Genomic DNA, 25,150 nt, shown 5'->3' with positions numbered 1-25,150 from the left:
TTCGTGATACGGGTGTGATACGAGTGTAATACATTTGTATACCCATTAATATTACATTGGTATTACATTGTGTTACCAATGTAATACATAATCATTCTATCGCTTTATAGACCTCCACTTACGACACAACTACGAGATGTAAACTTCATTAGATTTCTCTTTTATTATTTGTGTTGAACAATGAGTTAATGCCCTCTTAGGTACTTCAATCAAGTACTTCAATTAAGCACTTCAATGATTGAAGCAGTAGATTGATGTACTTGTTTGATGTATATAAAGTAATATAAAGCCTTATTTACACTAGCTTTTAATTCGAATTTCATCGCCTCTTTTGACAGCGTGACTAATTTGCCCTATGATACACCTAAATTTGAACCAAATATTTGGAGGTATAAAATTGATAGAATCTCTAGAAGAATCGGCACCAAAACAGTTCGACGTACTTATGTATTTGTATCGAGTAAGGGGAGCTATTGTCGAACAAATCGTTTTTTCTGTTTGGAATGTACCGAGCCAATCGTCTCATTATGATTCAACTCGTAGATCTGTTTATCAGATACTCAGTAAGTTAACTGAAAAAAAGTTCGTGAAAAGATCTAGTAGGGACTTTAAAGAAGGGGGGGTGTATTACTTAACCGCCTACGGCTACGATGAACTAATAGCCTATTTAGATCTTCAGCCGTCTTACATAGGTAAAGGCTTTAATAATGATAACGGCTATTTTGATTACTCATTGGCCACTCCTACTCTTATCAATATTGACCATTTTCTAAAACAGGTAGACGTATTTAACGTCTATCAAGTGCTTGAGAGAAACTACCCGGGCGTGTTTGACTATCGTGACAATCGATATGCTGCTACAGCTTATAAAGTGTCTAACGAGGGGAAAGCGAAGTTCCGCCCTGACGGTGAAATTAAAGTATTGGATGAACTTTATGAATTAGAGGTAGACCGTTCAACGGAGCGAGGGGAAGCTTTAGTAAATAAGTTTAGTGGGTATAACCGATACTTTCAATGGTTGACCAAAAACAACATGCCGTTACCAAAAGGAGTTATAGTTATTATTCCTAACCGAGGTAAACGCTATCAAAACCAATTGGTTAATGCGAGCGAACAAGTTCGTTTTCAGTCCTTTTATCAAGCCTATACATCAACTTGTAAGGATTTTGTAGATAAGGTTGATTTACTGGTAATGGAATTAAGGCATTTTGAGTCCCGCCTACAACTTATGATCCCTAGCACAAGGTTAGAGTTTGAACGAAATGCTTTGTCATATTTTAAATCCTTCTCGACTAATAACAAGCCAATTGCAATAGGGGAGGTAGTAGGTTATAAGATTGCCGTTGTAAAACGAGGTCAAGAGAGTCATTACTATTTCGTCGTAAACGGAGAAGGCTATCAAAGTGAACCATGGGGGAAATTTTTTAAGGTTTATCAAAAATTCAAGCGGGAGCATAAACATGTATTTTTGGTCCTCTATTATTCTACTTTTTATCCCGTGCCGCCCCTTAAAGGTTTTGACCTGCAGCAAGTAAGGGATATTGAGGAAAGAATATTTTACGAACATACGCACTCTGTAGACTTAGGTGCGAGTTCACCTATTTGGTATAACTCAAAACGTGAAATCTTAGAGCAACCTCCGTTTTCAGATTGACAGGCTTACCAACGTTTTCTATACTGAAGCATAATAAACCACCAAATTTCACTTTCAACGGAAGCACCGTTTAGACAGTTTATGTCTTTTCGGTGCTTTTTTTGTTTTTTGGAGGTATTGAGAGGGGAGTGCTTTTTGGAACCACGTTTTCGCAAGGCTGAACTTACCGAACGTACGTACGAATTTATCCGTTTAAAAGGGCATACTATTCTAGTGACGATCTTTACCGCCTTTAATCTATTGGTATTACTACCACTAGGGTTCTTCACTTGGTTCTCATCATTGTTAGGTAGTTATGCCTTTAGTTGGCTATATGAAATTTCTTGGCCAGCATTTATTACGCTCTGGATACTTCCTTATTTCACTTGGAACTACTCCACAATTACCTACCCGATAAAAAAAGGGTATAAGGTGATTTTGGATTGGTCTCGTACAAAAAAAGGACGGATTTTATCTTTACTTTTAAACATAAGCTCGTTCGTCATGATGTCTTGGGCGGGGGCGGCAAGGTATTCCACTGAAAAGTACGTGCCCTATTTAAGCTCCATACAAGTAAATGAGTCACGAAAAGGATTCTTTCTAGTTGATGATTTAAACTCATTAATCCTACTCGTGTATTTTATGCCTGTTATCGTGACTGCTTTGTTAGGTTTCACGATTGTTCGGCACTTTCAAATTAACAAAGATATCTTGCATGACCAGTTCTACACTTGGGAGATGCCATTCCTCACCCGTTATACACATACAGCAGAAATGGATATGTGTGATGTAATTGTTGGATATGACATGAGTACAAAGAAACCCCTCGTAATAAAAGAGGACCAACGGTTTTTACACGAAGGATCATTTGGTGCTACCGGTTCTGGTAAAACCAGTACTGCCATCTTGCTCAGGATTGCACAAGATCTTATTAAGATTGCTACTGGGAGAAGAAAGATGGGCTTGATCTTTTTGGAGCCAAAGGGTGACGGAGTAGATGATGTCTTAATGCTTGCGAAGAAGTTGGGGATTCCAGATGAAAAGATTATGGTTATTGACCCGACTAAAGCATTTTCTACTAAGTACAATCCATTCGCCGGACCACTTGAAGCCGCCGCCGCCTCATTCCAAGGAACTCTTAACGCACTAACTGGTGACCAGGATGAATTTTTTAAAGGGCAACAAAACGAAGCAGCACAGACTTATACGCTGTTGGCCAAAATTAGATACGGCAATCTGACCAATATCACACACATTCAACGAATGTTTACTGATCCCCGATATTTAGCCGACGTTGTAGAAGAGGTTAAAAACCAACTAATTTCAAAGTTAGAAAAAGACGATATAACTGAAGATGTTAGAAAGTTGTTAGAAAGTTGGGAGAACATCGTCCGTTACTTTGAAGATGAAGTTCTAGACTTCAAGATTTACCGTGTGAAAGATGATGTAATGATACAAACATACCCACCAGGAACTCGATACGAAGGCAGACAGGTTGTAGAAAATAAGAAAGATAAATTTGTTACAGGTGCAAAGAAGTATTTAAACGAGATTGCTTTGAACTCTATGCTAACCAACCTTTTTGTCAGTGAAGAAGGGGACATGGTTTTTGATGCCGACGAATTCTTAGCAAATGGCGGCGTCTTGCTAGTCAATACAGCTTTAGCAGAACTTGAGGAACTTTCCTTGATGTTTGGCCAGTTTTTTATTCGTCAGTTACAGAGCGCTGTATTCCGCCGCCCTCAAGAAGGAAGAATTCCTATCTTTCTCTATGTGGATGAATTTCCTCTTTACGCCAATGAAGCTTTTGAACGTTTCCTTACACTCGGTCGTTCTTATAAGGTGGGTACTTTAATCGCGATGCAGTCCCTTGGTCAATTAGACAACATAGTAAAAGGATTCAAAGAAACTGTTCTATCCAATGCATCTTCCAAGACAGTATTTGGCCGCGGTACAGTTACAGATAACGAATACTTCTCGAAAGAATTCGGAGAAGAGTTGGTTGTAGAAGAATCTGTAAACGAAAGTGCTTCTCCTATGACGACTGACAGCAAATCTTGGGGGTTCCGAATGAATACGCAAAAGAAATTTATGCCCCGTTTTTCGCCAACCCAGATCCGCGAGTTACCATTTAAGCAAATGGTTGTTCAAGTTGTTGATGAAAATAACAGCATTTCCATTTCAACAAAAGCGGTCGGACGTTTTGTTCATGAGGCTAAGTTCTTAAAACCGTATTTGCGAGTGAAAAAAGCTGAAATTAAATCAACTGATGAAAAGGATTTCATCATCGACACAATGGTATCGCAAGAGATAGTTACAAACTTAAGTGGTACTGAACCTCCTTCATTTGATGATAAAGGTGTTGTTGAGTCATTAGAGGAACAAGAGCAAGTTGACCTTCAACTAGAGAGTGAACAGATTATTACAAAAGCAGAGGTTGTACCCATACACGCAAAGCAAAAGAAGAAAAAAGAATCGAAGTCCGCTACTTTATTCCAATCGGAAATAGACTTTTCAATTGATGCAGATTTGGAACCTATAGAACCAAATAAACCAGCGAATCCTGTACCTAACGCATCTGTTCCCTCGGATGAAATCAATCGCCAGGTAGAAGAACTGCTGTCAGGCTTTGTTGAGTTGCCTAAAGCAGAAGGTGAATCAACTAATGACGAGCTACCAATATGGCCAGTGGACGAAATCCCACCGGAAAGTGAAATTGAATATATAAACTTTGACCAATTGTTTAGCCCCCCGGAAAGTGAAGTACAATCGGCAAATGTCTCAACTTCTAATGACGAGGATGCAATACGAATAAGCGAACTCCAAACATTAGAACAATCCATAAAAGAACAAGAGAATAAACTAAGCGCCGCCCCTCCTGAGATATTGGAGTCCGTACCATCAGTTAGCAATGCTCCATTCGCTATAAAAGAAAGTATCACTGATGATTTCTAATATCTCAGTCTCGTACAACTGTAATAATGCCATTCATGTTGTATTCCGAATAATTTATGCTTGTCAATTCAGATTAGGTTCGCTATAGTAATGTTAATCTCATTATCAAGAAAACAAACGGAAGTACCGTTTCTGCGCTTATGCGCGGAAATTTGGTGCTTCCTTTTTTGTTTTTAAAATTCAAAGGAGGAATTAGAATGGTTCATAAACAAAAAGATATCGAAACAGCACAAGCGTGGGCTGATTTACGAGAGGCTTATCGCCACCGCGAAAAAAACTATGTCATTGAGGCACAAGCAATAGGACTTGAAAAATTGCAGTATGGTGAAAAGATGCAAGATGCATTAAAAGTCTACTACAATGGCATTTACGGCTACATTCCTGTTTCTTTAGTGGATGACTATGAATTTAGTTCCCTTCAATCTTTTGTGGGCTCAACAATACAATTTGTAGTTGATAAACTGTTCGATGAAAATGACAGTCGTTTATTCTTAGGGAACCGAAAAAAAGCGTTAGATGCCCTAGCTGTAAAGTTCTGGCGTAAAGCAAAGGCGGGACAAGATTTTGAAGCCTATGTATCGGGTGTAGACAAGTACGGTGTTTACCTACTTGTTGAAGGTGTAAGGGTGCGAATGGAACGCGATGATTATTCTTACGACTTTGTAACAGACCTCCGAGAAGAGGTTGATATCGGGTCCACAATGGACGTACGTGTGATGCAATTAGATAAAGAGAATAAACGTCTAGATGTAAGCAGGAAAGCACTTGAACGCGATCCTCGTGATTTCATTCTTGAATATAAACGTGGTGGATTCTATCTAGGTACTATCATTAATATCGATATTGACCATGGTGTTTTTGTTCGTTTAGAACCACGGGGGCTAGTAGGCCGCGCTGGCTTCCCGCCGAATTTAGGGAAGCGCATACTGAATGAGGGTGACCAGGTGAATTTCAAGGTGACAGATATTGATGAACAAAGGGCACGTCTACGCGGTTTGGTCATTATTCCACGGGCGGGGCAAAAAACTAGAGGTAATACGTCACATGGTCGGTGACATTCTTACATTTGACGAAAAAACGTTAACGAAAAGGCAGGGGAAGTCTGAGATTCCCCTTGCTACTTCAAATCCATATGACCCAAATACGTCACCACCTGACATTATGCAGTACCTGCCGCCTGACGGTACTTATTTCAGTTTATTTTCGGATCCCTACGCAAAAATGACCTACTACATGCCGAAGACTGGCAACAACACCGCTCGTTTTTGGCAAGGAAGTCGTATGGAGAATCATTCCTTTACAGATTCAGAGTTAAAACTATTGGACTTCTTATCCCAACATCGTTGTGCCACTCGTTCTCAAATTGCACGAGCTGTATTCGCAGACACAGATAATGTCTATAAAATCAAAGATTTCATATCAAAGTGTCATCAACGAGGCATTATTTCCGCCTTCTCTTGGAAGACACCTTGTGCAGACGGCAAGAAGAAACCGCTAATCTACGGGTTGACCCGAGTAGGTGCAGAAGTGGCGGAGCAGCTATTCCATATACGAGTACCTGATAGGTTCAAATTCCATGCTGTTACGTTTCCTAATGGTGCAGGACCACTCATGAGCCATTTTTATTCGCATTTAACAGCAAATGAATTCTTCTGCCAGTTGAAATCAATTGACCGTATCGTGAAATGGGAACGAGAGCCTCATATACTACTTGAGGATCAAACCACATTCCGTCCCGCCTTTGTGGCAGAAGTAATTAAGGATGCTGGAGATTTAAAGACTTTATGGATTGAGCCAGTACGAATTACGAACGGATGGTATCAAAGATTGATTAGTCGATTCCGAGAAATTCAAATTGGTTTTGATAAAGTCAGCACATCGCTCAAACCCGACCGTCTTATTCTCATTGTAGATAGTGACTCAAGGATACCCATGATCGGTTCACTTGCAGAGGAACATATGCCTGACGTTGTTTTACGCTTTACAACGGATGAACGTTTACTTGCAGGAATTGATAAACAAACATTCCTGTCTAACCCTGTAGACGGATCATTAATACTTTCTCCAATTCCGTTTTTATTGAAAGATGCACAAGGAATGAAAGCCAGTGAATATCTCGCTCACCAAGTCGTCGAAATTACAGAAGATGATTTCGAGGATATTTAGAAAGGGGGGGTATTTACTTGCGAATTTCGATTATTGTCGTCAACGAAAACGATGTACAGTTGGACTTGTTAAATGTCGAGCAGGTTATCGTTATTGATGATGTGCAATACGCTATAGTTCAGAATGATACACAACAAACTTTCTGTAAGATTGTCAAAGAATATGACCAAACCATGCGTTTGGCGGACATTGTGGATGATTCAGAATTTGAAATGGTTCAAAAAGTATTCGTGTCAGCCTTGGCCCCACAATAAAGCAAGTTTACAATTCCGCCCCCGGTTATATGCTTCATAACATTTATTTCGGTAATTACAATTTAATAGGAACGACCATTTTATCGTTGAAATATAGAGCCGTCTAGCATAGCAAGGCGGCTTTTCGGGTAAAAGCAAATAAAAAATGTGAAGAGGAGGTATCCACAATGGTTAATCAATCTTTTGAACACGGAGACCTTGTAGTTGACCTTGCAGCCATCAAACGAAATAGTGAAATCATTGAGGGGGTTATTCAGAGTGTACGCCCTATGAAGTTACCGCAAAAATATGAAAACGGGACGACAATCATTGAAGAAGTAACACTTGTTGTTCTACTGCCAGGCGGCGTGACTGGATATTGTCCAGCATCTGCATTCCGTGAACGACCTCTTCATTCCTACACGAAGTTTATGTCACAAAAGGATTCATTTATCATCAAGGAATTGGATTTAGAAAACAACGTCGCACTCTTATCCGCGAACGAGGCGGCACAGCTACGTAGAAAGCTAGCAAATCCTTGGTTCAATCTTGCTGACAAAGTAGGTGAACTTGTGGAAGGGAAGGTCGTGCAGGCTGATTCGAAAGGGGTTTACGTACAAATTGAACCTTCGGTGAAAATAATAGCTAGTAAAGTTCGTGCGCTTGAAGCACCTGCAGTAGGCGACTTTGTAAGCTGTCGTTTAAGAAGATTGGAACCTGAACTACAAAGAGGACGAGTCATAATTGTTGCCTATCTATAGGAAGCTTAAAACACGATTGCTTCGACTACAAAAATCTAACTGCAGATTTAATGCCGCTACATACAAGTAAGTAAGAATATGGAGATGACAGGTATGGATTATCAAATTGTTAAAAACAGAATGTTTTCCGAATTGGATGACCAAGAGTTCTTTTTAAAGTCTAAACAAGTTGAGATATTAAATGCGGCGGAAAATGGTTTAAATGAGGATTCAGCCATATATCTATATCTTGACGCAGTACTCTCCAATATCGAAGTTGCGGAAGATAAAAACCATCTGATAGGCTTACAAGCACTTGCTAGGGATTTGAGAAACAGTATTGAAGATATCGAAAGCCTAAAACCCTTTCAATACGATTTATTCCAGTCCGGCTTACCTTTAGATTCGTTGAAAGATTGTACTGAACTTGATGTTGTTGCTGCAATTAATGGTCTTTCTTTCCCCCTACACTAGAATAATTATTTAGCAAAGGCAAGGTGAGAAAATAATGACGGCGAAGCCAACAGAATCTCAGAATATAAGTCAGTGGAAACCAAAGGAGATTCATGGCAAAAAGGGTTCTCCTAGATCCCGTTCCTGGATGTTATTGTTCGCACTTATAATCGTACTTACACTGTTTGGAGGAAGTAAAGTATACGACCGCTATGTCATTTTCAAGCATGAACAAGTAGTCCATTACATGGACGAAGTATACTCCGAGTACCGAGAAGTTAATCTAGCGATGAGTGGGTTTTTAAAGGACCTTTCAGAAAGAAGTAGGGTCATTCCGTCAAGTGAACTTCAAGCATTCAAAAATAAACTAACGAGTGCTCGAATTGTTTTCGATGAAGCTAGAGTGCCAAAATACTTCGAAGAATTTCATGCTGCAGCAAAGGAATCCTTTTTCATCTCCCTGCAGCTACATCAAGCTCTAGAAGTTCATATATCTTCACGTAACAGTCAATACAAAATGATTAATCTACTTATCACCGAACGAAACCACAACATAACTTCAGCCAAGAATTTATTAGAGGACTCGTTTAAACGGTCACAGATGATGTTTGAATACTTGGATGATGAACAATTCCAGTTTTGGTACGTGTCTGATAAATCACTTGAAAAGTCATCATAATTTCTAGCTATAAAAAGTTGCCTTCTATAAACTTTTTGATATACCAACACGTTCTGTTACCCGTGTATTACTAATGTGTTACGGATGTGATACGAACGGAATTAAACTTTGCGGAAACCCAGAAGGAAACGGAAGAAAATAAGAGATTAACTGCATAACATTCACTTTGTAATTGCGTAAGATATAGTAGCAATAATTATAAGTGGTAGAAAAGGTTTCGAAATGACAGTTCACTACCCACCACACACCGTGATTTTTATGGATTGGTAGCAAACTTCACGTTTATAATGCGAAGGAGTGAAAGTAATGAGAAGTTTATTAACTACTGGACAAATGTTAGATAATTTAGAAGTTGGTCAAATTGCCGAAAGAATATTTGAGCCATCAGGAGATTGCTCAGATGCTTATACCAAAGCAAAATTAGATGCTGATGGGGATTTGATGTTTTACGTTAAACATTGGAAAGAATGGTCTCGTGAAAGTTTAACGGGAAGTGTAATTGGGTCAAATTGGACTATTAGTACCGATGCATTGCAAACACATAAAACGCAGCAGAAAGGGGGTTGACATTCAATGATGGCGAAATTTTTGATAGACGGGGATTCAAGACTGGAAATGGTTTCTGATTTTGAAGTTCAAACTATAGATGAAAATGGTGAAATCATAGACACCAGTTGGCATAACGACTCTACTTTTCACAAGGTTTTTGACAAGTTAAGCAAAAAGCATCGAAAAGGGGTGGAAATATCCGTTCTTGATTTCGGAGACGAGTTACGAGCAACCGTGATTGCGACTGCCCCTTCTGTTAAGCATCACTATGCAGTAATAATGGCATAATGTTCAATGAAAACAAGCTAATGCGTCCATTATACACTGCAAAGGAGAGGCGGAAATGACTAGTACAAGTATATATAAAAATACCACTTTTCCCCTACACGTTGTAAATATCAATGGTAGGGGAAAAAAGGGAGCGGGTGTGAATAAATGAAACGAAGTGGCTATCTCACAAGAAAGAAATCCAATGGTGCATTTTATATTTACCTTCGAAGATCATATCGAGAGCGAAATAAGGTAAATCATGAATATATTTTCTCGTTTGGAAAAATGCCGAATGCTTTAGAACAAATGTATTGGTTCCGAGACAATCCTGAAAAGTTCCCAACAGAATTAATCGAAAGACATTTCAATCTAGATGACTTACAAGAGTGGATACTGACTATAGAAACCGGCGTCACATCTACAGGTCGGAACTTTGGAGTTGAAAACCCGAGTTCTTAAGGTGTTCAAGACGCCGCCCCCAATTAGAACAGACACGCCTGAACATGGTTATTTAAGCATGGGCTTTCCCCCGTTTGGTTCTTTTCAAATACCGCTGCCTATGATATGCTAACCTTATATTATTTTACTTTTTCTCTATTCTCACCCACGCGGGAGAGACGTACATTAACCGGTTACTATACGCTTATTTGCATGCGATTGACTAAAAACTCTTTTTTGAGAGTTTTCATGTTTTCAATCCTTTGCAAATGAGCGTATTTTTTTGTGTTCATTTATTGATAGATTGAGAGAGGATGTGTTCGTAATGCGAATTCAAACCGTCTGGCATTGCAGCAAGACGGCAATTTTTAAAGATGATTTGCCAGGTTTTTTAAGAATACAAGAATCAGAACACTGGCGCCTATTGGTGTGTGAGTCAGATGTAGAGTTTTCCGAAATTAAACATCTATACACTCAAATTAAGCGCAATGGATTCACGTGTAGAAGTATCAAACTGTTTTTCGCCGGTTCACTGCCCGATCTTTCTTCTTACGGTTATATTCGTGAAGGTGAGTGGTATGTGTATCCGCATAAACAGATTGAGATCGCGGGAATCCCATACGGAAAAAACGAGTGGTGTCTTTTGATAGAAAAGCGAACAGGTCATGGTGTGCCTATGCACGTCCTCGACTTTGTTCCGGTTTATCAAGAAGATTATCAAACTACGTTATGGGAGGGAATTATTTCATGAGAAATCAACATCAAATCATGACGAGTTCTGCTATTTTAGTAGACGAAATGAACATTATGGGTCAGTTGCACCGCATAGGCGTACAAGGTATCAATCCTTGGAATGCTTTTTACGAGTCACTACAAAGGTACATTGGTTATCCATCTGAGAAACACTTCTATGGTGCGAACGTGCCTGTGCTAACTCATCCAGAACGTCATACAAAGCGTGCGGGATTCTTTCGTGCCTTAGGACGGGATGACATCCTAGTACATGAAGGATTCACTGTTGTCGATCATGGTCGTAACAAATTCATTGAAAAGGGAGTAGACGTTATGCTCGCTATGGATTTGGCCATATTTGCGAAGGATGGGTTCCAAGACATTATCGTGTGTTCCGGAGATGGCGATTTAGTTCCCGCTATTAAACGCGCGCAAATGTATGGAGCACGAGTTCATGTCGTCGTATCAAAGAACATTCCTGCTGCGATGATTACGGAGATAGCCGATGTCGTTATTCGGTTAGAAGATGTTATAAGTTGGATCGAACCACAACACATTTTGTGGCAAGACCGAACTAATACAAACTTTTTTAAGGAGAGTGTTGCCATATGACAACCAACAATAAGCCTACAGCAAATCTACCTCATTACGTATTGAAAAAAGGTAAGGATGATATTTTTCATACGCAACAAGAGATCATCCAGGCAAAAAAGCGTATTCCTGAAGAGTATCATGACTTTTTGGTTTTATTGCCTCAGAATGTGAAGATTAACAAAGTACAATATAAAATTACAGCCGAAGCAGATAAGCTTGGCATGTTTTCCACACAAAACGGGACATATGTTTCTATTGAAAAACCATATATGACTGTTGACGGACGTGTTCGAATGGCAAGAGATGAACACGTAAAGCTAGGTAAACGACTAGATATTCATCCGCCAGTTTTCCAATCAATCGCTGATCGACTACTAGTATCAGTCACTATTGAATCAGAAGTGTTTGGAACATCTACAGGAATTGTCGAAGTTGGTTTTGGTGGCGGCGTCGATGCTTCCAATCCATGTGCGAATGCACAGACTTCTGCTATCGGACGGGCTCTTGGTTTCATGGGCTATGGATTAGTTGGAACGGGTATGCTCTCTTCTGCTGAAGAACAAAATGCAATTCCTGAATCGATTCATCCAGATTCAATTGCTGCCAATGAGCATTTCCAACCCTCTACCTCTAGCAATAAACCAATCTCTTTCCGGGTAGCAATTGTAGGTGACATTCTTTTCAATCAAGACAACAGTTCGACGGTTCCAGTCATGTTGGAGTCGCGAGATACCGTTGAAATGGTCATTCCCATTTTGCATCAAGATTTTGCGAGGTCTTTACCTAATCGTGCTGTCTTGCGAGTGAAAGGATGGCTCAACAATAATGACAATCGATTACGGCTATCAAAAGAGGTACCCGTAATCGAAAATAATCAAGCGGTATAACCGTTTCATTGGAAAGGCGGCACTCTTCGGAGGACTGTCTTTCTTTTTAATTGGCTCGACCACAAAAACTTTTTTTAAGGAGAGAATTACACATGAAAATTGCAAAAATAACTTTAAACAAAATGGCTATCCAGGATATGAAAGCAAATCTACATCAACATGTTTCATCAATCGAAGTCGATTCCGTTAACAATAATTACCGGGTCGTCTTTAAGGATCTTGACATTTCTGGTTACATTCTCTTCCAAAACGATGAGTTCAAAGCGATTCATTACTGTGAAGCCAATGAGAAGGGTGTTTCTTGTAAGCACTTAAACGTCTTTAGTTCCATCATAGACACGATTGGCGAGACGCTTGTTAAGTTTTCGACAAAAGGTTCTATACAGGAAATCGAAACCATCCATGAACAATTAAATGATATTGACTTTACGAATGTGAATTCTCAATTCGGATTGCTCGCACCTATTGAAGAAGTAGACGCGCCTCCTGTCGCCGCCCCTGTTGAACCAGGAGACGCGGCGGCACCTACAACCACGACTGAAATTCGGGACTGTAATGTAGGATGGGGGACTGTTCAAACCTATTTGGACAAGGAAGGATTGCCACCGGCTTTAATACATCGGGTATTAGAACGTCGTGGTGCTATTCATGCCACTGTTTCTTGCTTACCAATGATGATTAAACCGGAACAACCTCACTACCCGTATTCAGGTCCTATGCTTGCACGTGCATTACGCCACGTCCTACTTGGCAAAGACCTGATATTAATTGGAGATAAAGGTACAGGTAAAGACACGCTTATCGCTACTATCGGATGGGTGCTTGGATTGCCGCAAACCATTCACGTGGGGAACAAAGACGAAACAAAAGAATCAATTGTCGGGGAACCTGCTTTTCGGGATGGAGAAAGCACATTTGATTTGAGTCAATTTGCCTCAACCGTTAAAAATGGCGGTCTTGCGAACATGGCTGAAGTCAATATGTTGATGGGAGATGTTACTTCTGTCTACCACTCACTACTAGACGAGAACCGAGTTCTATCAAGCCCTGTCGGTGCGATTAAACGCCATTCCCAATTCTTGATGATAGGTTCCATGAACGTAGGTGCTGGTTATGCAGGAGTTCGCGCTTTAAACGATGCTTTTAAAGATCGTTTTGCCGTTCTTCGTTTACCATCTACATTAGAATTCGTGGAAATGATTCAGAACAAGACGGGTCTACATGATCGCCACGGACTTTTGTTCCTAGAAAAGGTTAAAAAGGCTGTGGACCAACTAATTCAGGAAGAGAGTCAGGGCCATGCAGCATCTACCATCCGTGGATATATAGACGCCGCCCGCTACTTCCTTGAAAACGGCATCACTGCAGAAACAAAACATGAAATCATCGAGGATTATGTATTGAACAAAATCGAAGACCTAGATGAATATATGGCGCTTCGACATATGATCCGGGATTCGGCATGGGGCGACTTCCCGATTTCTGCTGAAGAGGATGAATACCAGAAAGGTGGGTACTGAGATGAGTGTACTCTTAACTCCCCGTAACGAACGTATCAAACAACGAGAAGGCGACCGTTTATTTCGGTCTCTTCGTCGTTTGTTTAAAAAGTCATTCGGTTTCTCTTGGACAAATGATGAAACTTCTTATTTCAATGGGAAGGACATCTTCGTGAAATACGACATGCAGACTGAACACCATCGTACTTTTACGGAACCTGAACTTAGCGCACTTCGCTATGGGCATGGAGTTCATGAAGCAGGACATAGCGAATATGATTTTTTACAGGATTATATCGACTGGCAAAAAGAAATGATTGCTACTTCAAAGGAAGATTATCTGGCTAACGAAAAGTATCCACTTCCTTGGTTGCAATACTTTGGAAATATGGGTCTCGATGGGCGGATGGAACGTTTAATCGTTTTGAAAACACCGAGCCAACAACCTTATCTTGACTTAAACAACTACGAGTGGCGCTTTGGTAAACGATTTGATGGTGTAGGGAAAACTAACTTAGATGATTTCAGAATAGCTTATGCTCACCGCGTACTTGGTATGGAGGATATGGAAGAATGGTTAGAGGATGTTGTTGAATTAGTAAACAGGGTCCAACCCTTAATCGACAAAGTCCGCGTTGCACCTACTACCAAAGCATCCTTAGCATGCGTCACTGAGGTGATTCGTGAAGTTTGGCCAACATTGTTGACATGGATGGATATTGAAGACAGCGAACCCTCTGATACGGATTCCTTTACGTCAGATATGACAAGTGGAACTTGGGCAGAAAGTGCAGAAGAGGCGGCGGAACATGGCCGAACTGTGCTAGAACGATATGAACCATCATCCGTTAACGAACAAGAAAATGAGGGGCCAGCTAAATCTAATGGAAGAGAAGCTAAACAAGCAGCTATGTTACGGCAGCTAGCAAAAAGTCTTGAAAAGGACGAGGCTGAGGTTGAACAGGAAATAGCTGAAGAAACTCCTTCGAAAATAACCGTGACTTTCATAGGGGAAAGAGGAGACTTGAGCGCCACTGTCAATGAGCTACCGATCGTGGAACCTAGTCTTGAAACCTATAGAGATTCACTCTCGAAAGTCCAACGGTATATTAAACCCGTTGCTAAAGAGCTCAAGGCGTTGTTAGAAGCTGTTCCTGAACAAGCAAGACGTAATATAAGAAGTGGTCGTTTCATGGCTGGACATGCATGGAGAGCCATTCACTGTGAAGACTCACATGTGTTCAGCAAGCAACTTAAAGGAACTCCAAAAGAAGATGCCTTTATTGGTTGTATGACGGATATTAGCGGTTCCACTGATAATTACTTATCGAACGGCGTGCCGATATACGAAGAAATGCGTAAAGGTCTTGCTTTGCTACTAGAGGCTTCAGAGATAGCAGGCATTCCTACTGAAGCTTATGCTTTCACAGAGTATGACGAAACTATGGTCTTTCGATTGAAACCTACAGACGCCGCCTTATCTGATACACATAGACGTGCGATTGGTGGGATTGAAGCGATTGCGGGTAATAGGGACACTGTAGCCCTCAAATACCTTCTTGACCGTACACAGTTACGTACTGAAGGGATCCGCTTGGCAATTATGTTATCTGACGGTATGCCGATTTTCGAAAATAATGAAAGTCCTGAAACGATCACCTACATGGTAAAAGAGGCGGAGAAGTCAGGTATTGACGTTTTATGCTTATTTATAGGCGATCACGACACTTACACAGTTGACATGGTTAAGAAGATGTATCCTGGTCGTGTAATTGCTGCTAATAAAGGCATTACAAAGGAATTGCAAAAACACGTTAAACGGATAATTCGTCAACGACGATAAGTATTCCAATGGACTTGGCGCAGTATTCAAATTGAAACTCAGCTGTCTAAATAATATTAAACTGAACCAACGCTGCTAGTCAGTGTTGGTTTTATCGCGTAAAGCGAATAAGAAAGGTAGGAGACTATGAAAAATCATATTATTTTCTTTAGTGGTGGGAAGGCAAGCTTTACTGTCGCACACCACGTTAAAGAACGTTTTCCGAATGACAATATCCTTCTCTATTTTACAGATACTCAGTGGGAGGATGATGATCTCTATCGGTTCATATACCAAGCAGCGGATCGATTAGAGTTACCTATGCTCACACACGCAACTGGACTAAATCCTCTAGAATTGATGTTTGAAAAGAAACTTGTATTCAATAGTCGGATTGGGGATTGCTCTAAGCTCTTGAAAATGAAAGTGGCGGCAGACTTTTTGAAAAGGGGCAAGAAACCCTTAATTGAAAAATGGAGAAATAAAGAACGTTTGAAATCCGATGACTTTATCCAGGGAGCTACACTTTATTTCGGAATAGGTTTTGATGAAATGCATCGCGAGAAGGCAATTCGGAAAAACTGGAGGCCGTTTGATGTAGAAATGCCACTAATCAATGAGTATGTGGAACATAACGAAGTGTTAGCGAAATACAATCTACGTCAACCGCGACTATATGACATGCACTTCACTCATAATAATTGTATGGGGCGTTGTGTTAAGGCGGGGCAGGCGCATTTCAAAAACTTAAAAGAACAAATGCCTGACGAATTCAAAAAACTATTGAAACAAGAACACCATTTAAAGGTTTGTGTGGACTCGTACCGGTACATTAAAGCGATTCCAGACAATGAAATCTGTGAGTCGGAACGCGAATACTTATACCAAGAAATCGATGACGCTTACCGCGATTACTTTTATGGCCGAATGGATAAACCAAAAATGTATATACCACCAGCGGCAACTGCTTCACCCGAAAACGTTAAATTCACAACGTACAGTTTCATGAAGAAATCTATCAAGGGGATACCTAAACCATATCCATTAAGTCGTTTTGACAAAGAACTCCTGGAAGATGAAAAGCAATTAGACATTTTTGATTTCGGCGGATGTGGATGTTTCGTGGAATACGAACAAGATAGCATCAATTAAATAGCATTTGAGTAAAATATTGCAAACTATTTCAGTTTAGCATTGCTTTTTTTATAAAACTGTTATACAATCACTTTACAACTTAATCGGTCGTTATAAATGCGAATTTATGATGCCAAATGATAGAAAAGCTTCTCTTTTTACTAAGGGGAGCTTTTTGCTTTCTAGGAATAGAATGTACGTTCTATTGACAATACACGTTTATTTCGTAATAATGAACTCATAGTTTTAAACCCGATTAATAAAAAAAACGACTCTATCTCCGGAAGCACCGGGCATAAGATTAATTTCTTATGCCCATTTTTTGTTTTATTATATCGAATGGTGACCGGTGGTATTCAGAAATAACTTCCAGATAGTCTACAACTATGATAAACTATAAACAATCATTTGGCAGTTCTTAACGGGATAGTTATATCCATTTAAGAATGCATATAAATCCGCATTTTTTTGTTGTCCATTTTTCAAATGCGATTACCAAATGCAAAGAAAAAACCGATCGCTGGGGAGCGACCGGTGTGATTAAAAGAATAAGTCTTCCGAAACGACAAATTTGGGAGGACGGTGTGATTAACAGCTACCAACTGTTAAGCACGAGCAATGCTGTCAGGTGTTGTGAATTGAATTCAAAGATAACTTCGGATTCAAAATCAAAATCAAACTCATAAACAAAAAGTCTCTGTACGCCTTTTCTAAAAAAAGGAAACGTATTGGAGGCCCCTTAAATGCGGCCGCTTTTCTTTAATTACATATAAGTATACCCACTTCTTTTCATTTTGACAATGGCAATCGAACTATTTTACTTAACTTATATTAGAAGATGACAGGAAGGAGGTGCATTCCCGTGAGTAAATTGAATGGCGTGAAGTTTTTCCAACAAGAATTGAATTTTTTAGATTTATATAATCGCGAATATAGCGGAGAGTTGCGCCTTACTGCATCTTCTTTAGCAACATTTATATTATTCCACTTTTATTGTGATGAATTTGGAAGGATTCGTGAAGATGAACTTGTATTGAAACACATGTCCAACAAATATCAGCTACCGTATTGTTCAATACATAAAGGCTACCATCATTTATTTGACATGGGGCTTCTTCAGCGCAATGTCCAAAATGGCAAGGCCTACATAACCATTACTAAGTACGCAAATAACAATACTCCCGACCAAGAAGGCAAGATGAACTACTTTATCATTCCGCACCACTTGCTCCAGTCCGGTGTCTTAAATGACTTTATCCGTGCCCGTGACGTATCCGGAGTATTGGGCTTGTTACATGTATTGAATTCGTTATCCCGTGAACATACACGTCGTAATAAACAAAGTATTCCATTGAAAGTGGAAACGTTGCTTAGAAAAATGGGTAAAACAACACGGAATATTACGGACTGGATGAATCGCCTAATCTTACTAATCAAATCAACTGAAGAGAAGAAGGCGGCACATCGATTTTTAAAAGACAAGATGTTCTCTTTTACATTTGTGGATGAATGCTACGATCATACTGAATATGACCAGCAGAAAGCCGTACTACGTGCAACTCTTCGGAAAGAATTACAAGCAACACTTACTTCTTTACCGGTTCCATATACGGGCGGCGATGTGCGTGATGCATTCCGTTCCTTACAACAAGATTGTCTGGATACATTCTATCCAATGACGAATATTGCTGGCGAAGGATTACGAGAATTACGATTATTGATACATGAGACTATCCATAAGACCGTCTATGTCTTAAAGAATCGAGAAGGCGAAAAAATTGGTAACTTCGGTGGATTCTTCCGCACAATCATTCGTCCAATCTTAAAAACACAATACGAAGAACTACATACGAACTTTAAAGTCGAGTTAAAAAAAGAAGCTCTTCTAACGAAGATTCCACTTCCAGCGTTTTTAAATGCTGAACAAACCCTTGCGTAAACTGTTAAATCGCAAGGGTTATTCCCTATGCACTTAAAATCAACCGACAATTAATAAATCTTGTTCAGGATCCTTTTTAGGGTTACTGAACTTTTTTTTGCTCTTTTTTAACTCTTACTTCATAAAAAAACGCTGTTACCCATATATAGGGATTGTTTTCAGGATGTTAATAAAAATTAAAATCGTTTTACGGTTGTTAGTAAATCTTTTGCTGTATGTGCATATGAGGATAATTTTAATAGGACCTGTTTAAACATATGTACAATTTATTTAGAACCTTTTTGACAAACCGCCTATCCCAATAACCCCAATGCTTTGTAGCGCATATAGACAGGCTCCCTATCTTTTAGTGTTCTTTCTATACCTATTATTGAGTTGTATTCTATTTCCCACTACCGACTTTGTTTTTCTACAATAGGTTGGTCTTGAAGATAGAGTCTATATAAATTTTTCAGTATTAATAGCTTATAAGAAACAAATGACAAATTATATTCATTACCGTATACTGTACATATACCTTTTTAACCTTTTTATTATTCCACCCACGCGGGAGGAACGTTTTTATTTTTTTTAAAACGCTCATCTGAGTGAACGAACTTTCCTTTTATGAGGATGGCATCGTTTATTGAGATGGGTGTTTTTTTGTATATGCCCATTTTTAATAAACTTTTTTAAGGAGGTCGTGGTTTAATGTCGCGAATTAGTCAGGAAACCATCGAACAAGTAAAGGCTGTACCAATTTTAGAGTTAGCGGAGGCACTAGGAGATCAACCAAGACGAGCTGGTAAACAATACAACGTCTGTTGTCCCAACCCTCAGCATAACGAGAGTACGCCTGATACTTTTATCGAACCCAACAAAAACATATTCAAATGTTTTGGTGGAGGTGGATGCGGTGCAGGAGGAAATAATTCTATTTCTTATTTTGCATGGCATGAATTTGGTGAATATGAGCCCAAACAACATTTTTTGAAGAGTATTAGAGGTATTGCCGAGCTTATGGGAATCCCAATCAAGACAGAAGACGGTAAAATACTCAAGCCTGGTAATGAGGAGTACAAACCCCGTAAAACAGGAAATAGGTTTGTCGAACTTCCTGTTCAGTCTGCTGAAATAGTCGATCAGGTTTACAGGGTATTTCTATCCCTTTGCCCAATCCACAATCAACATCAACATGAATGGACACATGAACGTAAATATTCCCAAGAAGATATCCAGACGCTTATGCTACGGTCTGTACCTTCTCAGCTAGAATGGGTCAAGATTTACGAACAAATGAGCAGCAAAGGGTTCCCGTTTGAACGGATTCCTGGATTTAGTCAAATCTTTATCCCAGAGCACATGACTCATGTATTTCCAGACAGTCTAGTTGAGGTAGATGAAGAGAGGAAAGGCGTATGGGTTTATATGCCAAGCGCCGCCGCCGGTTACTTCATTCCAGTACGCGATGAATACGGACGAATCATTAGACTTCGCATCCGGAAAGATGATGGTAATCCTAAGTATGTTTGGTTTTCATCCCAGCACAACTTAGAAACCGAAGAACAACCGAGACGATGGAGGAAAAATGGTGTGAGCAGTGGTGCACCATTAAATGTCGTTGTTCCTACTTCCTTTATGAAGACTTGGCAGCCTGGCACATGCTTACCAGAAGTGTTTCGCGTTAGCACTTTGTTAGCGACGGAAGGTGAGCACAAATCGAATATCAGCGCTAATATCCTTGAAATTCCGGTATTTGGTGCACCTGGTGTAGGTAATTTCCGAGATATGCTTCCATTGATTAAAGAATGGGGAGTGGAGAAGTTCATCATTGCGTATGATATGGATTCACTACAACGTATTGATGATTCCGCCAAATCCGCAAAAAAACAACAGTCTCTTTTTGAAACGCTGAAAGAGTTTGCTGCACAAGTGCTCCAGTTAGGCATTGATGTTTATTTGTGGACGTGGAACTTGAATGATGGAAAAGGACTCGATGATTTGTTGCTTGCAAATAAACTGCCGTTTGAAGTGAACCTGAGAACAGGTGAACGGAAACTGGTAGACTTAAATGCATTACAACGGATGTAGGAGGAGTTTACGATGCAAAAATATATAGCAGTTGGCAGATTGACCAGAGAACCGGTACTAACATATACGGGATCTGGAATAGCAAAATGTACATTTGTCATTGCGGTTGACTCACGAAAAGGGAGTTTCAAGAAAACCGATTTTATCCCATGTGTGGCTTGGCGTGGTCTAGCGGAAGTAATTTCGAATTTTACTTCCAAGGGTCAACGAGTCGGCATTGAAGGCTTATGGCGTTCGCACACATTTGAAAAAAACGGCGAAAAACAAGTGCGCTTTGAAGTAGAAGTTGATGATTGTGAATTCTATGATTCGCCGCTGCAGAACTAGTAGACCTTTGTAATAGAGACGCAGTATTTCTGCTCTCTCAAAACTTTTTTAAGGAGGATTATTAATCATGAAAATGAAAATACAAAAAACAACACTTCAGGCGGTATTCAGCGAAATATCACGATTCCGAGGTAAGGGGATCATGCAACACATCCATTTGTCTGTAAGCGAAAAAGATGGATTGACGTTCCGAGCCACTGACGGTGAAGTGACGTATGTTAAGAAAGTCGCTCTGTCAAATGGAGAGGATGTCATCGTTGAAATTATAACGCCAGGAGAATTGCTGTTACCCCCAAAATTAGAGGAGGTAACGAGAAAACTTTCCAGTGGAATGATGTCTGTCACGCTACTCGATACGAATCAGATCGAAGTGAAGCAAGGCAAAACATCTGCGAAAATAAATGGAGTCGATGGAGAACTTCCGGGTATTCCAGAGCATGTAAAAGGGGATGGCATTACGTTAACGACAGAGGTGTTAACTATGCTGGTTACTCAAACTGCTTTTTCAGCATCGGATAAAGATGGACGTCCGATTCTAAAAGCCGTTAATATGCAAAGTGATGAAACGAGCTTCAGAGTAACTTCGACAGATTCACATAGGTTAAGCCAAAAAACTATACCAAAACCTTTAAAACTTCCGACGTTAAATATTCCGGCAAAACGCCTGGCTGAAGTTGTGAATACTTTGGAGGAGAAACAGCAGCTATCGTTGATCCCAGCAGGTAATCATATACTTATCCAAACGAGTGACCGTGAAGTATACATTCGACAATTAGAAGGTGAATATCCAAACACCTCACGATTGATTCAATGCAATGCCTCGTTGAAGGTCAAAGTAAATCGCCAGGAGCTCCTAGCATCCATTAACAGGTCCTTAACCTTTGCTAAGGATGAACAATATCGATCCATCACGTTAGAGCCGCAAGAGAGTGCATTACGCATTTATAGCGCATCTGATGAATCCGGCTCGATAGAAGAAACACTTGAAGCTGCTATTGATGGAGAACCTGTAAAGTTCACTATTAATGCCCTTTTTGTAAGCGATGCTTTGAAGGCTTTTACTACAGAAGAAGTAACGCTGCATATTCAGAGCAATGAGAAACCGATCTTTATCTTCAGTGAAAAAGATCCAACGCTGACGCAATTGGTGCTTCCAATACGTACAGCTTAATTAGTTAAAAAAGGACTTTCCCTAATACTGGGATTGTCCTTTTTTATTTAATCCAATCATTATATTGGACCAAAAACCTTATTTAGAAAGAGGAATGTCTTATGTCATTTATTCAACTTACATCCGCATGTGTATATTGTGGCGGCGTTGTAACCGAATCACATATTGAAAGCACAAGAGAAACAATTATGTCATGCCTGCATTGTGGGTACCAACTATCACTCTCTGGGTATTCAAGCCAGGGACTTATACGCAAAGAACGTGGGGGGTATGGAACTTATCATATCCATTACAAAAACGGGACACATTCATACGGTCGCTTTCAGACACCTATCACCGGGCGTGAAGTAGAACGTTTCATCCATTTCCTTAACTTTGATCCATCAATCGAAGCAGCGGCTTGTTCCTTAGTTCGATTTGATAAAGGAAAGTTACATGCACTGGTTGGTACTGTGCCGCCTCTTTATGAAAAAAAGAGCGATGAATCCATTAGAGTTGGGGGTAATCAATATGCGTGAGTTCGGATGGAATCGCAGCACATGTCTGTTAATCGATAGCGACTCTTATAATCTATGGGGGAATTGGACTGACATCATTGATAAAGGTGTCTTTATGGAAGGCGACGCTGCCCCTTATGCGCCTATATCAACTAGCGGGAAACAATCGGTTTTTAAAACATTGCAAGATTGCTTTGATACAGCTGCAAGAGAAGGGCACCGTTCGCATGATCTAATCGACTGGATTGGATATGCAATCGGAATTGCATGGTGCAGCAAAGCTCCCAAATACTCAACTAGAATTGAAGCGCATTTGGAGGAACACTTTCCATGGGAGGATTTGATTAGAAACCCATCGGATTATCTCAGTCGTTTTCTTGCGGAAAACGGATCGTCTGGACACTTATCTTATTACCCAACACCTTTGAGCATATCGATGGCGATGGGAATGATGATGGATCCAAATTGGACGGATTCTGTTCTGGAACCATGCATTGGTCCAGGAAGTATTATCCTGCCGTTAAAGTCTTTAAACATGGTAGGAATGGACTTGAGCTTGCTGATGGTTAAGGCGGCGTGCATCCATTCGTTTTTCTATAAACCACAGCTTTTGTTTACGCCAGCGCCTATCCTGGGGATTCATGTTCACCCAGAAGAGCAGCGGGTCCATCAATATTTTGAATTTAAAACGGATACGCGAATCTATTGTGGAAATTCACTCCTTGGAGAATTTCAAGCTCCCCGTAAAATTTTCGAGCAGGATAGCGTATTTGAAGATATTTATCTTCACCCAGTACGTGAACGGCATAAAGAAGTGTATAAGTATCAAGAAGAATTGAAAAAGGAATGGTCAACTATGCCGAAAGCTTTACGATTTAAGATCGTTCAAGCAATGGCAAGAGAACACTCCTTTGATGTGGTCTTATCGAATCCACCGTTTAGCATGAAGTTATCCAAATTTGAACAAGAAACGTTAGCGGAAATTGAAAAAGATAATATTGCTTTTTCTTCCGAATTAAAAGGTGCTAGAGCAAATGATGTTAGAACATATGAATTGACCCAATTAGCATTATTTTAAATTCTTTTTAGGACTACAAAACGAAGATTATATAAATTCCTTAAAACCCCTTGATGATTTTGAATTGTCGGGGGGGTTATTCTTTAGGCTCTGTAAAAATTTAATGTTGTTTTTCTGTAATGTCCGCTTAATGTCCTTCAAGCATAAATAATTGGATGTTATAGTTGCTTCATTGAGTTAAGGGGGATTTATGTGATGTATCATTTTACCGAACAAGAATTATTGGTGAATAACTTAAGAGAAAACGGAAAAACTTTTAATGCTATAAGTGAATTTATCGATGTAAGTCGGAGTAGGCCAAGACAAATTTATGTGAAATACAAGCAAAAAGAAAAGTACAACTCTATATTAGAGGACTTTTTAAAAGATGAAAGCATCGAATTTATATCTTTAAAATATAAGTATCCTATTACAACAGTTGAAAGCTTGATTGATACATTCAACAAAAAAGAAAACTATACTTCTCTAATTCGAAGTTTTAAAAGTGGTGAAAGTATGGAATTCATTGCAAGAAAGAATGGATATACGGTTGAGAAAGTTAGATATTTAATTAAGAAATTCGAAAAACACATGAAGAAGCAATACTAATCAATAGAGGAAAGGGAGTTATTTTACACAATAGAACGTAATCACATATCTAACTTTTATCGATAAATACGGTGTATAAAGTGAAGATAGGAAATTCTGATATTATGTAGGCTGATCGATTCGTGATATAATACAGTATACTTTATTTATTTTTGATCTCACCCACGCGGGAGAGAGTTTTCACCAATGTGTACCATCATGCGCTTATTCATTTGCGAACAAATGACCTTTTCTTTAGGGAGGGTTCATCTTTTGTTTGTTAATGAATAGGCGTATTTTTTATGCTTATTTACTTTAACGAAAGGAGGAAGCAGTACCTGTTAATTAACGGAGTATCAGTATCAGCAAATTCGTATCCTATCTCTTGTGTCGGAGAAAATGCAAGACGCACAGCGAAATAAGGATAACAAAACTTTTTTAAGGAGAGATTTAAATGAGTCAAGAAATTTTACCCTTTGAGGAGGAACCACTAATGCATGCAATTATGCAACGTATGAAAAGGCGACATGAACATGTAACAATGTCTGTCGTAAAACGTGTTCCTGTTCCTGTTCCCGTTACACAACACTGTGTAAATGGCTTAGAACATTTAAAAGTGTTTCCCATTGATGCTGAAAAAAAATGAATGGATTGACATAACTCGCCAGACGGTTAGTTCAGTTGGCGAAGTTATCTTCTGTTTGTAGAACGATAAAA

25 protein-coding genes are annotated in these 25,150 nt (G+C 39.6%); all 25 read left to right on the top strand.

The window, feature by feature from the left end:
- The first annotated feature begins 397 nt into the window (after positions 1-397).
- The 25 genes from I2483_RS09850 (at position 398) to I2483_RS09730 (ending at position 25,079) form a co-directional block, all read left to right on the top strand.
- The gene (locus I2483_RS09850; RefSeq protein ID WP_207151472.1) at positions 398-1,654 is read left to right on the top strand and encodes a replication-relaxation family protein; all 1,257 of its coding nucleotides are present in this window, start codon (positions 398-400) and stop codon (positions 1,652-1,654) included.
- Between the two features lie 135 nt (positions 1,655-1,789).
- Positions 1,790-4,588, top strand: a complete 2,799-nt coding sequence (locus I2483_RS09845) for a type IV secretory system conjugative DNA transfer family protein (protein ID WP_207151471.1) — start codon at positions 1,790-1,792, stop codon at positions 4,586-4,588.
- A 197-nt stretch (positions 4,589-4,785) separates the two neighbouring features.
- Complete coding sequence (locus I2483_RS09840) at positions 4,786-5,643, top strand: S1 RNA-binding domain-containing protein (protein ID WP_207151470.1); 858 nt, start codon at positions 4,786-4,788, stop codon at positions 5,641-5,643.
- Entirely contained in the window at positions 5,558-6,754 is a 1,197-nt protein-coding gene (locus I2483_RS09835; protein WP_255550389.1) for a replication-relaxation family protein, read from the top strand. The genes I2483_RS09840 and I2483_RS09835 overlap by 86 nt, the downstream gene beginning before the upstream one ends.
- 17 nt (positions 6,755-6,771) lie before the next feature.
- Entirely contained in the window at positions 6,772-7,008 is a 237-nt protein-coding gene (locus tag I2483_RS09830) for a DUF1292 domain-containing protein (protein ID WP_207151468.1), read from the top strand.
- Between the two features lie 167 nt (positions 7,009-7,175).
- Positions 7,176-7,748, top strand: a complete 573-nt coding sequence (locus tag I2483_RS09825; RefSeq protein ID WP_207151467.1) for a hypothetical protein — start codon at positions 7,176-7,178, stop codon at positions 7,746-7,748.
- 93 nt (positions 7,749-7,841) lie between these two features.
- The gene (locus I2483_RS09820; RefSeq protein WP_207151466.1) at positions 7,842-8,201 is read left to right on the top strand and encodes a hypothetical protein; all 360 of its coding nucleotides are present in this window, start codon (positions 7,842-7,844) and stop codon (positions 8,199-8,201) included.
- Between the two features lie 34 nt (positions 8,202-8,235).
- Entirely contained in the window at positions 8,236-8,859 is a 624-nt protein-coding gene (locus I2483_RS09815) for a hypothetical protein (protein WP_207151465.1), read from the top strand.
- A gap of 306 nt (positions 8,860-9,165) precedes the next feature.
- The gene (locus I2483_RS09810) at positions 9,166-9,426 is read left to right on the top strand and encodes a hypothetical protein (protein ID WP_207151464.1); all 261 of its coding nucleotides are present in this window, start codon (positions 9,166-9,168) and stop codon (positions 9,424-9,426) included.
- A gap of 6 nt (positions 9,427-9,432) precedes the next feature.
- On the top strand, positions 9,433-9,696 hold the full coding sequence (locus tag I2483_RS09805) for a hypothetical protein (protein WP_207151463.1): 264 nt from the start codon (positions 9,433-9,435) through the stop codon (positions 9,694-9,696).
- A gap of 147 nt (positions 9,697-9,843) precedes the next feature.
- The gene (locus tag I2483_RS09800) at positions 9,844-10,137 is read left to right on the top strand and encodes a hypothetical protein (RefSeq protein ID WP_207151462.1); all 294 of its coding nucleotides are present in this window, start codon (positions 9,844-9,846) and stop codon (positions 10,135-10,137) included.
- Positions 10,138-10,441: 304 nt separating this feature from the next.
- A complete protein-coding gene (locus I2483_RS09795; RefSeq protein WP_207151461.1) occupies positions 10,442-10,867 on the top strand; it encodes a hypothetical protein in 426 nt (141 codons plus the stop codon).
- Positions 10,864-11,460 carry an NYN domain-containing protein gene (locus tag I2483_RS09790; protein ID WP_255550386.1) on the top strand — a complete coding sequence of 199 codons (597 nt, stop codon included), beginning with the start codon at positions 10,864-10,866 and terminating at the stop codon, positions 11,458-11,460. Before I2483_RS09795 ends, I2483_RS09790 begins: the two co-directional genes overlap by 4 nt.
- On the top strand, positions 11,457-12,329 hold the full coding sequence (locus I2483_RS09785) for a hypothetical protein (RefSeq protein ID WP_207151460.1): 873 nt from the start codon (positions 11,457-11,459) through the stop codon (positions 12,327-12,329). The genes I2483_RS09790 and I2483_RS09785 overlap by 4 nt, the downstream gene beginning before the upstream one ends.
- A gap of 92 nt (positions 12,330-12,421) precedes the next feature.
- Positions 12,422-13,849, top strand: a complete 1,428-nt coding sequence (locus tag I2483_RS09780; RefSeq protein WP_207151459.1) for an AAA family ATPase — start codon at positions 12,422-12,424, stop codon at positions 13,847-13,849.
- A gap of 1 nt (position 13,850) precedes the next feature.
- Positions 13,851-15,671, top strand: a complete 1,821-nt coding sequence (locus I2483_RS09775; protein ID WP_207151458.1) for a vWA domain-containing protein — start codon at positions 13,851-13,853, stop codon at positions 15,669-15,671.
- Positions 15,672-15,797: 126 nt separating this feature from the next.
- Positions 15,798-16,802, top strand: coding sequence for a hypothetical protein (locus I2483_RS09770; protein WP_207151457.1), 1,005 nt, complete (start codon positions 15,798-15,800; stop codon positions 16,800-16,802).
- A gap of 844 nt (positions 16,803-17,646) precedes the next feature.
- A complete protein-coding gene (locus I2483_RS09765) occupies positions 17,647-18,723 on the top strand; it encodes a hypothetical protein (RefSeq protein WP_207151456.1) in 1,077 nt (358 codons plus the stop codon).
- 690 nt (positions 18,724-19,413) lie between these two features.
- The gene (locus tag I2483_RS09760) at positions 19,414-20,793 is read left to right on the top strand and encodes a CHC2 zinc finger domain-containing protein (RefSeq protein ID WP_207151455.1); all 1,380 of its coding nucleotides are present in this window, start codon (positions 19,414-19,416) and stop codon (positions 20,791-20,793) included.
- A gap of 12 nt (positions 20,794-20,805) precedes the next feature.
- Complete coding sequence (locus I2483_RS09755) at positions 20,806-21,120, top strand: single-stranded DNA-binding protein (RefSeq protein ID WP_207151454.1); 315 nt, start codon at positions 20,806-20,808, stop codon at positions 21,118-21,120.
- Positions 21,121-21,187: 67 nt separating this feature from the next.
- The gene (dnaN, locus tag I2483_RS09750; RefSeq protein WP_207151453.1) at positions 21,188-22,291 is read left to right on the top strand and encodes a DNA polymerase III subunit beta; all 1,104 of its coding nucleotides are present in this window, start codon (positions 21,188-21,190) and stop codon (positions 22,289-22,291) included.
- A gap of 101 nt (positions 22,292-22,392) precedes the next feature.
- Positions 22,393-22,809: a hypothetical protein gene (locus I2483_RS09745; protein ID WP_207151452.1), complete on the top strand. Its 417-nt coding sequence runs from the start codon at positions 22,393-22,395 to the stop codon at positions 22,807-22,809.
- On the top strand, positions 22,802-23,866 hold the full coding sequence (locus I2483_RS09740; protein ID WP_207151451.1) for a hypothetical protein: 1,065 nt from the start codon (positions 22,802-22,804) through the stop codon (positions 23,864-23,866). Before I2483_RS09745 ends, I2483_RS09740 begins: the two co-directional genes overlap by 8 nt.
- 195 nt (positions 23,867-24,061) lie before the next feature.
- Complete coding sequence (locus I2483_RS09735) at positions 24,062-24,454, top strand: hypothetical protein (protein ID WP_207175590.1); 393 nt, start codon at positions 24,062-24,064, stop codon at positions 24,452-24,454.
- Positions 24,455-24,887: 433 nt separating this feature from the next.
- Positions 24,888-25,079, top strand: coding sequence for a hypothetical protein (locus I2483_RS09730; protein ID WP_207151449.1), 192 nt, complete (start codon positions 24,888-24,890; stop codon positions 25,077-25,079).
- The last annotated feature ends 71 nt before the right edge of the window (positions 25,080-25,150 follow it).

The sequence above is a fragment of the Sporosarcina sp. E16_3 genome, from assembly GCF_017347125.1.
GTDB lineage: Bacteria > Bacillota > Bacilli > Bacillales_A > Planococcaceae > Sporosarcina.
This window is presented reverse-complemented; position numbering and strand designations above follow the sequence as displayed.